Here is a 13,136-nt window from a genome sequence, read left to right as displayed (position 1 = left end):
TCTCCTTAGCGCGAAGCCATGTTGCTCGCCGAGAAGAGGCTGTCGCTCAACGCCTCACCCACCTTGAAGTTGGAGAAGGTGATGGTGGTGGTATGACCGCTCTGCAGGTTCTTGCCCTCGGTCTTCATGGGCTGCCACTTGCCGTTGGCGGTATCCACCAACTGGATATCGGTGAAGGAGAACTGCTTGTACGGCGCCCCGCTGACGTCGGCCGCTTCCACATAGGTGGTCGCGAAGTTGTCCTTGCGGATCCAGGTCAGGCGCTTTGCGTAGCCAGAGTTGGTGCGCACGCTGTCCTCGGCGGGCAGCGACTCGATGACGTAGTGCTCGACGCCGTCACGGGTCTCCTGCCTGACCAGGGTGTGCTTCCAGTCACTGACCTTGTGCCCCATCACGTCGCCGTAGCTGAAGTCGGTCCCGATGAAGCTGTCCTTCTTGTTCGAAGCCACCAGACGTCGGACTCGCTTCATCGCCGGCAGGTAGACCCACATCTCGTCGTCCTGGGCGGTCCGCTCGACCAGCAAGGTAGTAGTCCCGCGAATGTCCGCAGGCGCTTCGAAGCGCACCAGGCGCATAGTGTCCTGTCCGTTGTCCTGAAGCTTCGAGGCCATGTTGGACTTGCGGGTCCGCTGGCTGCCGTCCTTGGTCTGCAGCACGAACTCGGCATCAGCCTTGGAGGTGCTAAAACGGGTGACCGCCGCGTTACGCTCCATGATCTCTTTCGCTTCCAGTTCCGCAGACCAGCCGACCTGCGAATACGTCAGGAAGCCGATGGCCGCCAGGATGATCAGCAGCACGGCGCCACGGTCACCGGAGCGGCGCTGGAAGATGAAGCCGGGTTTGAAGGCCAGGATGGCGCTCGGGATCAGGGTCAGGGTTGCGAGAACGCTCGCCAGCATCGCCAGCACGATAAAGGTAGAAAGCCACATATGAACCTTGTAGTCGTAAGAGAACATTAGGACGGCATACCCCCCGGCCACGGCGGTGGCGACGAACAAGCAGGCCTTGCCGGCGGTTTTCATCGCCATTTCCACGGCCTCGGGCAATGCCTTGCTCTGGGCCGTGTATTCGCTGATGCGGTAGATGAGGTAGATCGCGTAGTCGGCGCCGATACCAACTGCCATAGCCGAGATCAGCGAGTTGGGGATATTCAGCGGCACGCCGAAGTAGCCCATGACGCCAAACACCAGCGACAGCACCACCAGCAACGGCGACAGCACCAGCAGACCGGCGATCACCGAGCGGAACGCGATCACCGACACCGCGAAGATCACGCCGAGGATCTGGGCAATGTTGAGCAGCTTGCTGTGCACCATCACATCGGTGACCGCCAGGGTCTGCGCGACCTCACCGCCGAACGACACGGTGACATTGCCGGGGAAATGCTCGCTCGCGACCTGGCGCAGGTCGTTCACCAGGTGATCGATCTCGGCGTTGCTGTTGGTGCGCAACATGATCGCGATCTTTGCCCGCCGGTATTCGTAATCGACATGGGCCGAGAAGTCCTCCGGATCCCCTGACATCGAGTAGAGGAACAGGTACTGGGCAATCAGCTCGCGGTCATCAGGAAGTGGCGTAACAGCGCCCGTGTCGCCCGACGCCGCTTCGTGCATGCGCTGGAGGAAGTCGTCGATGGATAGCGTCTTGCCCACGATCGGGCGCTTCGCCGCGTCCGCCTGCAGGTAGCGGATCGCATCCAGCACCCGAGGGTCCTTCACCCCGTCCGCTTCGCCGGTATCGACCATCACGTAGAGCACGTTGGTCCCACCGGTCTGGGTGTTCAGCAGGTTGTCATCGCGTTGCAGGGGCAGCGAATCCGAGAAGAAGCTCTTGCTGGAGTTATCCACATGCACCAGCGGCCAGCCGGCAACCGCCACACCAATCAGCACCACGAAACCGCCGAGAATCCAGTTCCGGCTGCGAGGGGTCACTACCAGGTGAGCAATGCGTGCGCTGAGGCGATCCCAGATCCGAGGCTTGGTCTCGGTGTCGATCTGCGCTGCCGACGGCGGCTTGAGGCCGGCCCGCACTGCCGGGGTAAAGGTGAACTCCAGCAACACGGCCGCCAGGATGCCGATGCCGGTGAATATGCCGAATGCCCGCACGGTTTCCAGCTCGAACACCACCAGCGAGAAGAACCCGAGAGCCGCGACACCGCCAGCGATCACCAGCACCGGGCCGACCGCCGCCAGCGACTGGATCGTCGCCAGCCGGTTGGCCACCACAGGATCCATCTGCTGACCGTTCACCAGCTCGATGAAGCGTTCGTAGTAGCGCTTGAGCAACTGCACGGCATGTCCCGCCGCCACCGCGAGGATCAGGATCGGCGTCGGCGAGTTGAAGATGTCCATCGGGACCTTCATCAACCCCATGATCCCCACGCCCCAGACCACCGACAGCAGCGCCGTCACCAACGGCAGAACCAGACCCTGGCGAGTCCGGAATGCTTCGTAGTGCAACAGGCCGATGACCAGGACCGCGATCGGGAACAGCCAGTTGATCCGGTCGGCGAACACCTCCGCCTGATGCAGGAAGACAGGGTTGCCGCTCAGGGAGATCTCGATGCCCGGCGTGTTCTCCTGGCTCAGGATCTGGTGGACATCGGACAGCATCGCGCCGAAGCCGTTGGGGTTTTCCTTGAGCTCCAGCATGATCGTCGCGGTGCGCCAGTCACTGGAGATCACTGTGTCCCGGTACACCGGGTTGGCGTTGATCGCGGCCTTCAGTTCGTCGATCTGCGCCGTGCTGGACGGCAACTGGTCTCCCAGCAGCGGCCTGGCCTCGAAACCGTCGGCATTGCCACGAATGCTCTTGGCCTGCCGCGATGACAGGCTGAGCAGCGTCTGCTTGGTGACCGACGGCGCGGCATAGAGCTTGTCGGTGATGCGCTTCACCGCCTCCAGCACCTGGGGCTGCAGGGCGTCGCCCTGGGTCGGGGTCAGACCAATCACCACCAGGTACTTCGAGCCGAAGATCTTCTCAATGGTGTTGGTCGCTTTGATGTACGGGTGGCTCTGCGGCACCACGGCAGCCGGGTTGATGATGACCTGCTGCTTGGCGGCAAAGAACGCAAAGAACGCCGACAGCGCCAGCACGATGGCAATGACCCACCGCCGATGGTCCACCACCCAGGTCACGTACCGCTCCAGAGGCAGCGAGCTCTTCAGCCCGCTCGTATGCACAGAATCTACCGCTGCGGTTTTCGATATTTGCGTCATAAGTCAGGCATCAGCACGTGAAGGAAGGGTTGGGGCAACATCGCTTTCGTTCTGGGGAGCGATTTGTGCTTTGAGGAGGTGTTTCTGGACCTTCGCCGAGGCGGTGTAGGGGAACGCATCCACGACGGTGCACCGGGTCGGGCACCAGCCCTCGAAGGCTTGCGCCAGGACCGCCTGCAGTTCGGCAACAACGACGGCAGGCTCGGCATCGGACGCCGCGACCCAGGCCAGAACACTGCGACCGCTACCCGGCTCGCAGATCACCAGCGCCGCGTCCGCGACGCCTGGCACCTGTCTGGCCCGGTACTCGACCAGGGCGGAACTGAGGGGAGCGCCACCGACCAGCAGCGAGTCGCTCAGCCGATCGCTGACATCGAGCCCCGCATCGGCCTGAAGGGTCGCGAAGTCGCCGGTCGCCAGCCATTCGTCCCGCTCGGCGCCGACGGCTACCCAGTGCCCACGTACCATGAGCTCGCCGGTACCTTCAGCCACGCACACAGCATCGTCACCTCGCACCGCCAGCTCGATCCCGAACACCGGCTGGCCATGTCCCAGCGCAGTCGCGCTGCTATCGAACCGTTCAATGGTGGCCAGCGGCGAGGTCTCGGTCATGCCCCAGGCGTGACATACCTCGACGCCCAGTCGCTCCTGAATGAAGTACGCCACCTCGAACGGCAGGCGTGTTCCTCCGACTACAGTCCGGCGAAGGGTGCTGAAGCGCTGCCCAGTGACCTGCATGTAGCGAGCGAGCGCCAGCCAGTGAGCCGATACCGCACCCAGCACGGTGACCTGATGCTCTTCGATCCATTGGAACCATTGGGCCGGATCACGGGTTGGCGGAACCAGGATCAGCTCCGCGCCCACCATCGGACACACGAACGGAGCGCCCCAGGCGCTGGCATGGAAGTTTTGCATCAGCGGCATGACCCGGTCGGCGCCAGTCAGGCCCATTGCGTCCGGCAAGGCGCAAGCCCAGGTGTGCAGCAACGTCGAACGGTGCGTGTACTCGACGACTTTTGGCGTGCCAGTGGTGCCGGACGAGTAACAAACGTGGGAAAGAGTGTCCTCTGGAAACTGTGCCGACACATAGCCGGCCGCTCCCTCCGCATTGCGATGGGTCATCGACCGCACCGCAGATCCTGACAATAACCCCTGAAACGCCTGAACCGCGCCGGCAGTAGCGGCGTCATGCAGCACCAGCTTCGGGCGGATCTGTTGGAGGAAGAGCCCCAGGTCTTCGGGGCGATGTTGAGGGTTCAGCAGATGGGTGACCACGCCTTGGTCGAGTGCCCCGTAAAGCCAGGCCATCTGATCGAGCGAGCTCAGGCCAAAGCTGACGAGCGCATCGCCTGGCTGGAACCCGAGGGCATGGAGTTGCGCGGCGCAATCACGAGCGGAATCGGCAAGATCTGCGTAGTTCTGGCGTTCGACTGCGCCATCGAGAGCGATGGAAGTTACTTTCACTGCGGCGTGCACCCTTGCCGCATGCTTGAGCACATCATGGACATGGAGCGGGAGGATTTTCACTCTCGCGGTCGGGTATTGCACGGGTTTAGCAGAGATAGTGTTCATGCGGCCATGGTAGAAATCGCCGCGCTTTGCCCACAATGGAACCGATGTACCATGGCGTCCTGCCACGCCAACTGCTCGGTTCAGGCAAATTGCAGATAGGCCTGGGTCAGCTCGTGACGGGGTCGCTCGAACACCTCTCGCGCCTTGCCGCATTCGATCAGCCGTCCCACGCCCTCGACCTTCCAGAACACCGCCACCTGATCGGCCACCCGGCGGGCCTGACTCAGGCTGTGGGTGACCAAGACAATGGTTCGCCGCTGGGACAGGCTTGAGATGAGCGCCTCGATGGTTTGCGTCGAAATAGGGTCGAGGGCACTGCAGGGTTCATCCATAAGCAGCACCTCCGGCCCGAGTACCAACGCCCTGGCCAGGCACAGGCGTTGCTGCTGCCCGCCAGACAACGCCAGTGCCGCGCCATCGAGGCGATCATGCACCTCATCCCACAGGCCCACTTCCTTGAGCGACGCCTCGATCCGCGCATCTATCTCGTCCCGCGCCTTGATTCCATGCTGCCGCAGGGCGAACTCAAGGTTCTTGCGAATGGAGAAGGGAAACGGGTTAGGTCGTTGAAACAGCATCCCGACCTGGCGGCGCAACTGGGTCGGGTCCTTCAACAGGCGCTTGCCGTCCATCCAACTGAAGCTGATCGAGCCTGATACCGAGCACTCGGGAACCAGGTCGTTGAGGCGGTTCAGGCAGTGCAGCAAGCTGGACTTGCCGCAGCCGGAGGGACCGATCAGGGCCGTGACCGAGTTTCGCGGTACCCGCAGTTTCACTCCCTCGACGACCACCCGCTTGCCGTAGCTCACCGACAGGTCCTGAATCTCGATATACCCTTCGGCCGCGGTATTCAGATGCGTAACGGTACCAGCGGTGCTGGGCACGGCTCGCACAGAGGATTCGAGCGTTGCCGCCCCGGTCTTGTTGGTCATGGTCAATAACTCCCTGTCGTTGTGCCAGTCATGCGCCGCTGCATCCACCGGGTCAGGGCATGCACTGCGAAACTCAGCAATGCCAGGAGCAGAAGCAGCGCGAGGGCCGATCCATAGGCGTTCGGCGTGCCGCCGGGTACGTTGGTGGCCAGATCGTAGATATGAACCGAGACACTGCGCCCCGAGTCGAGCAAGGACTCCGGCATCCGGTCCGAGTAACCGCTGGTGAACAGCAATACCGCCGTTTCGGCCAGGGCCCTGGTCAGCGCCAGCACGATCCCGGCGCAAATCCCCGGTAGCGCTACCGGCACCATCACCCGCAACAGCACGGCCTGTCGCGACACCCCGAGTGCCGCACCACCCGCGCGATGAGCCGTGGCCGCCGCCTCCAGCGAAAACGCCAGCGAGCGTGCCAGGGTCGGAAGGATCATGCAGGCCAGGGTCAGGCCACCGGCCAGGATGGAGTAACCCAGCCCCAACTGCCGACAAAACAGGCTGAGACCGAAGAGACCGAACACCACTGACGGTACGCCGGCCAGGATGTCGAGGCTGCAGCGCACAACGGTTGCAGGCCAGCCACCGGGTTTGAATCCTTCGGTCAGCATCACTGCCACCCCGAACGACAGTGGCAACGCGGCCGCCAGGCTGACCAACACGATGCCCAGCGTCGAAACCAGGATCGGCGCGATGCCGCCGCCACGACCGGCATCGACCGGACTGGACGACAGGAACTCCCAGCTCAAGACCTGAAGGCCATTGCCGAACACTGTGAGCAGCGGCCACAGCAGCATCGCGATCGCCCCGAGGGCCAGGCCGTAAAGCAATGCCGTCCAGGCCAACTCCTTGAGTCGGGCCAAGCTGATCAACTTCATACGCCCATCTCCCGCTGACGTCGGCCAACCCATTCGCCTGCCGCCACCAGCACGCTGACCAGCAGCAACATCAGCAGGCCGGCCACGAACAGCGAGGCCCGGTGATCGCCCATGGCGTAGGGCATCTCCAGCGCGATGTTGGCCGTCAGCGCCCGAACGGGCTCGAACAACGAAGTGGGTACCTGCACGATATTGCCGCAGACCATCAGGACTACCATGGTTTCCCCGATGGCCCTGGCCGCGCCAAGCACCATGGCGGAGAAAATGCCTTGCCTCGCCGCCGGCACGACAATGCGCAGCAGGGTCTGATTCTCGGAAACACCCAGTGCCGCAGCGCCCTGCACATAGGCGACCGGGACCGTCTGGAGGGCTGACTGGGTCAGGACGGTAATGGTCGGGATGATCATCAGGGCCACCACCAGAACGCCAGCCAGCAGGCTGGCTCCCGGAGGGCTCCACAGGTTGATGATCGGCACGATGGCACTCACGCCCCAGAGGCCGTAGACCACCGTCGGCACGGCCGCACTGAGCTCCACCAGATTGCGCATCAACCGCGCCAGCCCGGTGGGTGCCTTGAACGTGGTAACCAGCGATATCGCCAAGCTCAACGGCGTCGCCACCAGCAGCGCTCCGACCGTCAGGTAGAGGCTGGCCACGACCATGGGCGTCATATTGAAACTGGCGTCCCTCGGCCACCAGCCTTCGTCGGTGAAAAACCGGGCGAAGCCTCCCTTGCTGATCAGGGGGAACGCCTCGCCTAGGAGAAACGCGACGATCAGGAACACGATCGCCGCCCCGAGCAAGGCCAGCATGGTCATTGACGACCAGAACGCCCAACCGCGCAGCGCCGACGGCGGCGGTGATATCGACTCAACGATAGGTAGTGTCATGAAGCGACCCTGGCCTGCCAGCCGTTATTTCACGACCGGGATGAAGTACATCCGGGTGACGAAGTCTTCGGCCTGCTTCGATTGCGCATAGGCCACGAAGTCCTGGACCTGCTCATTAAGCGGCGTCTTGTAGACCAGATTCAGGTCACGGCTGATTGCATACTGCCCCGAGGCCACGGAAGCGGTCGAAGGTACCTGGTCGCCCATGGGAATCAGGCGAATGGCCGCGCCTTGCCCGGCTTCGTATTCCGCTGAGCCGATGGAGACGTAGCCCACAGCGGCAGGCGATCCGGCGACGGTCTGAATGCCTTGCTGGTTGTCGCCGATGATGACGTGGGCCTTGATGTCCTTGTAGGAAATGCCGAAGAAGCTGCTGAAGATCTCCAGCGTGGAGCGGCCTTCGGCCTTGCTCACCACGGTGATAGGCGCGTCGTCGCCACCTACTTCCTTCCAGTTGGTGATCTGGCCGGTGTAGATCCCGATGACCTGCTCCTTGCTCAGCCCGGCAACCGGGTTGCTCTTGTTGACGATCATGCCGATGCCGTCCTTGGCAATCAGTGCATGCTCAAGATCCTGCTCATCGGGCTTGAGATCGCGAGACACCATGCCAAGCACGGCGGTACCGCTGCGCACATCCATGATGCCGCGTGAACTACCGCCCGCCTGCACCTCGATGCGAAGGCCCGGATGCTCCTGCTCATAGGCCTTGGCCAGTTCGCTGATTAGCGGCGCGATTGTGCTCGCGCCGACGACACTGACGCGCATCGCCTTGGTATCCGCCTTCGGCTCTGCCTCACGATTGCAGCCAGTCAGGCAAAGCAGCGCGCCCAGCATCCACACCGCAGGCACGCCAACGTCCCGGGCAGTCCAGGTTATTGTTTTCATCGATTTCCCCAAGCTCTTCCATGAAACGCACCGAATGACCGATGCGTCGTGATCTGACTCATGGTAGGGGGTAGCGGCCTGGGCTTTGAATAGAAGCTATGTACTATGGCCCGGCGCCAGCAGCCTCCCGACAATTGTCGCGGCAAGGGAATGCCCTTGAAGCCTAATGGGAGGACAAGAAATGCAAGAAGCATCTGTCGGCACTCAGCCAACTTCAAACGCCCCGATCGACCTGCGCTCCATCAGCCGCCGCGAAGTGCTCGGCACCGAGCACAACAAGAGCGACGGCTACTTCAACCTGCTGGCCTACATCGCCTCGAACGCGATCGCAGGCGAGATCATGGCGGTGGAAAACTACTCGGAAATGGTCCCGCTGATGCCAGACACCGAGAGCAAGATCGAGACCGTCAAGCAGGCTCACGAAGAGTCCAAGCACATCCAGATGCTCGCCAGCCTGGGCAAGCGCCACGACTACAACGTCATGCGCGAGATCGTCGAGCCGCAGTGGTTCAACATCCGCCGGCACTTCAGCACCGCCGTGCAGAACAAGGATCTGGCGGCCTGCCTGGTGATCCAGGACCTGATGACCGAGACCATGGCCATCGTGCTCTACCGCACCCTGGTACGTCAGGGCGACCCGGACACCGCAGCACTGGCCAACAAGATCCTCGACGACGAGCTGGAGCACCTGGAAATCGGCCTGGCGCGTATCCGCAGCCTGATCGCCCAGGACCCGGAAGGCGTCCACGAGAGCCTGAAATGGGCTCACCACCGCGTCATGCCAGAGCTGTTCAGCATGGTCAGCACCGGCTGTCACTTCCTCTGCGACCGCCTGAACATCGATTGCGCCTCCCTGTCCTTGGGCGACCTGAAGACCGACATCGACGAAATCCGCATCGAGGCGCTGGATACCTACGTCGAGACCCTCGACAAGGCCGACTTCGACCCGGTGGTAACCGCCGCCCTGATCGAATCGATGCAGACCTACGGCGGTACCCCGTCCTTGAACGCAGGGCTGGCCAACGCCTAAGCGTTGTTCCAGTCCGCCCATCAGTAACGGCGGAGCTTGTATGTCCGATAACACGACCTTAGCGCAGGGTGTTCGCGCCTTCTTCGAGTTCCTGCTCATGGATGGTGCCCTGCTCATCGGGCTTTTCCTGCTGGTCACCTGGTCCGTGGTGATGCTGCAGCAGAAGATGCCCTTTCAGGCGACCCAAGGCTCGCTGCTTGGCTCATCTGGCTGGCGTTCGGCCTTTGCCGCCAGCGTGGGCGGCGTGATTACCCCGTTCTGCTCGTGCTCAACCATTCCCGTGCTGAGCGGCATGCTCAGGGCAGGAGTGGGTTTCGTCCCGAGCTTCGCCTTTCTGGTGGCGTCCCCGGTGGTCAATGAAGGCGTCTTCATCCTGCTGTTCCTGACCGTCGGGTTCATCCCCGGGGCGGTATTCATCATCGCCGGCCTGGCCCTGACTTCGGCTGCCGGCGTGATCGCAGGCCGCTTGGGCATGGCCAGGCACGTCACCATCACCCCAGCCCCACAGAGCAGCGCAACCTTCCTGGGGCAGAAAGTCGCGGCCTGGCCCGGCTGGCAGCCAGCAAGCCGCTTCGCCTGGCTGGCCGCCAAACAGGAACTGCGCACCGTAGCGCCGTACCTGCTGGTCGGGCTGATGATCGGCGGCCTGATCTACGGCGCCGTGCCCAAGGACATGCTCATGGGCCTCGTCGATCGCTTGCCGGCCGCATGGCTCTATCTAGCCTGCGCACTGGTCGGCGTGCCGCTCTACATCTCGCCCATCGCGGCACTGCCCATCGGCTTCGCGTTGATCGAGAAGGGCTTCCCGGTCGGACCGCTGGTGACCTTCCTCGTGGCCGCGATCGGCACCAGCCCGCCCGAGGTGATGCTGCTGTTCAGGCTTTTCAGACTCCCGTTGGTGATAGCCCACACCCTGACCGTCGTTCTCTGCGCCCTGGCGCTGGGCCTGGCCGTCGCTCTCGTGCTGTAACCACTCAATCAAGAGGGACAAGACATGTTCGGTTTCTTCAACAAGGCCTCGGACGCAGATATCGCCCAGGTCAAACGCGCGCTGGGCAACGATGCCGTAGTGGTGCTCTCCGCCAGTTGCTGCATGCCCGGCACCAACGAAGTCGATGAGCAGATCGAGAAAGCCGCGCAGGCGGCTCTGGCTGCCGCCAAGCTCGACTGGCCGGTGCTGATAGTCACCGTGACCACGGCACAAACCATCCTGCCGAAGATCACCTCCGAACTGAATGCAGCCGAAGGCGCACTGGCCCAGCAGGTGTCCGAGCTGTTCATGGCCCACGGCCTGAGCGCATTCCCGATTGTCATCGTCGATCAGAAACTGCTGTCCTACGGAGGGGTTCCCGACCAGACGATGATCCAGGGCGCGTTGCCCGCTACCACGGCGCCCAACGTGGCAAGCGGAGGAGCCCGATGAACACCCCTCTCCAAACCGCACGCCATGGAGGGCGTGTTTTCCTCACTGGCGGTACCGGTTTTCTGGGAGCCTTGATGGCCGCCCAGATGCTCAGCGATGGATGGGCGGATCATCTGGTCCTGCCGTCCCGCCGTGAAGTCGAAACCGGCAGCATTCCCGAGGAGGTCCAGCGCGAGCTATTCGCCCTGGGCAAAAAACCGGACGACTTTACCGGGCAGATAACCACGGTTCACTGGCAAGGCGCCGAAACCGCCACGGTCGAGCTGCTGGAAAACACCCTACGCGCCGGCAAGGTGGACACCATCGTTCACTGCGCCGGGTGCCTGGACTACTTCGACAACGATGCCCTACAGGCGATGAATGTTGATTTCACCGAAAGACTGACCATCGCGGCCAAGCGTGCCGGGGTGAGCTTCTTCATTTTCGTATCCACCGCCTACTCGGCGGGTTACTCCGGTGCGCCAGTGCCCGAAACCGCTCTGAGCGAGCCGCCGAAAGACCCGACCAACTACACCCTGACCAAGCGAGCTGCCGAGCGGGTGGTTGCCGAATGTGGCATCCCGTTCCTGGTCGTCCGGCCGTCGATCGTCATCGGCAGCTCGGTGGACGGACGCTACAGCGGCAAGCGCTATGGCCTATATCAGCAATGGATGGGCATCGAACGGCTGCTGTCCGACCGGCATCACGCCGAGTTGCACACCGTTGCCACCGACCAGGCGCTCAACCTGCTGCATCAGGACGTCTTCCAGGCCAGTATCGCCAGCATCTTCCGCTGGGTGCCGGCGGGGGAATACGTGAACCTGGTGGTGGACGACCAGACCAGCCCTTCCATGCGCGACCTCTGGCGTGTCTTCTGCGAAGTCACCCGGCCCAACACCGTGATCTTCTACGACAGCCTGCAGGACGTGGACCTCAAGGCCATCAATATCCGCCAGCGCGGCTACCTGACCTTCGCCCAGACCAACCTGGAGATCGGCGCCTATCCATGGGCGTTTGATCGCCAATGGCTGCGTACCTTGCGTGAGCATGGATTGCATTTCACCGAAACCACGATGGAGACGCTGAAGGTGTGCCAGGACCGGTTCGTTCGCTCCTCCCAGCCCATTCAGCGCTACCTCGAACGCTTTGCTGCGGATCTGCCAGCAAGTACCGAGTTCCGTCACCACCTGGACACCTTGGACCTCGCCGCCAATGAACATGCTTGATACCGCAGCCACAAGGCTGGAACCCTGGCAGCGGGAGCTGATGCACATCGCGTCCGTGGTAGGCGAGGACCTCGACCGCGAGGCCAATGGCGCCGGCTCACCACACACGCTCTGGTGGGGCGGTGCGTACTCCGATCTGCTCGCCATGTGCGCCGATACCTTCCGTGGCGAACTGCGTATCGCAGATCACGAGCCGCGCTCCCTGCGCAAGGGTACGGCGCTGGTCGCTAATGCCCGTGTCGTTCGCCTCATGGCGCTGTCGGACCTGTCCCGCGATGCCGGCGTAATCGAGACGCTGCTCCAAGGCGCGGTACTGCGCGACATTGACGGCTATCTCGCCCTGGAGGAAAAGCTGCGCTTCGGGATCGAGCGTTCTCCTGCCGTAGCCACAGGTTGGGCCAGTCGGATCGTCATGGACTTCACCCTGAACCGGGTCAGCGCCGAAGCCGAGCAGCAACTGCTGGCCGAGGGCTTCCGGGCACTCAGCCTGACCGGCTCCGTTATCTGCGGAGTCCTGGTGAGTGACGAGCCATTGGCGTCCCTGCACAACGTCCGCTCCGCGCCAGCCGGTGCACCGCTCAGGATTCCATCCGAGACCGCTGTCATCGCTGCCTTCGAACGCGCGGGTTTCCACGGGATTACCCTGCACTGGTCGGCGACGGCCCACGAAGCCATCGACAGGATCGGTAATGCGGACGTCCGGATGTGCACGGTCCAGGCCTACAAGGGCAAGCAAGGGCCTTGCTGGGAACTGGGCCAGGCCGTCATGTACCGGGGGCCGTGGAGCGAAGTGCGTGACGACGATGGCCACGTGTATCGGCGCGGGGAGCGAGTCGCGGTGTGTGCCAAGACCTACGACCTCATGATGCGGGAGCCCTATGAAGGTTCGTTCCTCGGACTGCGCAGCGTGAACGAGCCGCCACTGGCTGAGGCGGTGCTGTTCGACTGCAATACGCCGGCAGTGAGAGATCCGAAAGTGACCAAGGGGCTGGCACCGTTTGAAGGGGCTCAAGCGGCAGCTTGCTGCTCGGGTTCAACTGGATGCTGCTGACGCCCTGTCAGTAGCGATTGTCGTGAGGGGCCGTATGGACCATATAATCCCCAACCGG

11 protein-coding genes are annotated in these 13,136 nt (G+C 62.9%); 5 read left to right on the top strand and 6 right to left on the bottom strand.

Annotated elements, in window-relative coordinates:
- Window positions 1–5: 5 nt before the first annotated feature.
- From RTI28_RS07745 to RTI28_RS07720, 6 genes are all read right to left on the bottom strand, one after another.
- The gene (locus tag RTI28_RS07745) at window positions 6–3,137 is read right to left on the bottom strand and encodes an outer membrane lipoprotein-sorting protein (protein ID WP_316919910.1); all 3,132 of its coding nucleotides are present in this window, start codon (window positions 3,135–3,137) and stop codon (window positions 6–8) included.
- An 84-nt stretch (window positions 3,138–3,221) separates the two neighbouring features.
- Window positions 3,222–4,790: an AMP-binding protein gene (locus RTI28_RS07740; RefSeq protein ID WP_316919909.1), complete on the bottom strand. Its 1,569-nt coding sequence runs from the start codon at window positions 4,788–4,790 to the stop codon at window positions 3,222–3,224.
- An 80-nt stretch (window positions 4,791–4,870) separates the two neighbouring features.
- Entirely contained in the window at window positions 4,871–5,722 is an 852-nt protein-coding gene (locus RTI28_RS07735) for a phosphate ABC transporter ATP-binding protein (protein WP_316919908.1), read from the bottom strand.
- A 2-nt stretch (window positions 5,723–5,724) separates the two neighbouring features.
- Complete coding sequence (pstA, locus tag RTI28_RS07730; RefSeq protein ID WP_316919907.1) at window positions 5,725–6,594, bottom strand: phosphate ABC transporter permease PstA; 870 nt, start codon at window positions 6,592–6,594, stop codon at window positions 5,725–5,727.
- Window positions 6,591–7,484, bottom strand: a complete 894-nt coding sequence (gene pstC, locus RTI28_RS07725) for a phosphate ABC transporter permease subunit PstC (protein ID WP_316919906.1) — start codon at window positions 7,482–7,484, stop codon at window positions 6,591–6,593. Before pstC ends, pstA begins: the two co-directional genes overlap by 4 nt.
- Window positions 7,485–7,508: 24 nt before the next feature.
- Window positions 7,509–8,369, bottom strand: coding sequence for a phosphate ABC transporter substrate-binding protein (locus RTI28_RS07720; protein ID WP_316919905.1), 861 nt, complete (start codon window positions 8,367–8,369; stop codon window positions 7,509–7,511).
- Window positions 8,370–8,550: 181 nt separating this feature from the next.
- On the opposite strand from RTI28_RS07720, the gene RTI28_RS07715 reads away from it, so the two are divergent.
- From RTI28_RS07715 to RTI28_RS07695, 5 genes are read left to right on the top strand one after another with little or no spacing between them, the layout of a single operon-like run.
- Window positions 8,551–9,399: a ferritin-like fold-containing protein gene (locus tag RTI28_RS07715; RefSeq protein ID WP_316919904.1), complete on the top strand. Its 849-nt coding sequence runs from the start codon at window positions 8,551–8,553 to the stop codon at window positions 9,397–9,399.
- Window positions 9,400–9,439: 40 nt separating this feature from the next.
- Complete coding sequence (locus RTI28_RS07710) at window positions 9,440–10,369, top strand: permease (protein ID WP_316919903.1); 930 nt, start codon at window positions 9,440–9,442, stop codon at window positions 10,367–10,369.
- Between the two features lie 24 nt (window positions 10,370–10,393).
- Window positions 10,394–10,822, top strand: a complete 429-nt coding sequence (locus RTI28_RS07705) for a hypothetical protein (protein WP_316919902.1) — start codon at window positions 10,394–10,396, stop codon at window positions 10,820–10,822.
- Window positions 10,819–12,027, top strand: coding sequence for an SDR family oxidoreductase (locus RTI28_RS07700; protein WP_316919901.1), 1,209 nt, complete (start codon window positions 10,819–10,821; stop codon window positions 12,025–12,027). The genes RTI28_RS07705 and RTI28_RS07700 overlap by 4 nt, the downstream gene beginning before the upstream one ends.
- The gene (locus RTI28_RS07695) at window positions 12,014–13,078 is read left to right on the top strand and encodes a hypothetical protein (RefSeq protein WP_316919900.1); all 1,065 of its coding nucleotides are present in this window, start codon (window positions 12,014–12,016) and stop codon (window positions 13,076–13,078) included. The genes RTI28_RS07700 and RTI28_RS07695 overlap by 14 nt, the downstream gene beginning before the upstream one ends.
- Window positions 13,079–13,136 lie beyond the last annotated feature (58 nt).

The organism is Pseudomonas sp. zfem002, assembly GCF_032621685.1.
GTDB lineage: Bacteria > Pseudomonadota > Gammaproteobacteria > Pseudomonadales > Pseudomonadaceae > Aquipseudomonas > Aquipseudomonas japonica.
Note: the sequence above shows the minus strand (reverse complement) of the source record. Positions and strands in the feature narration are given on the sequence as shown.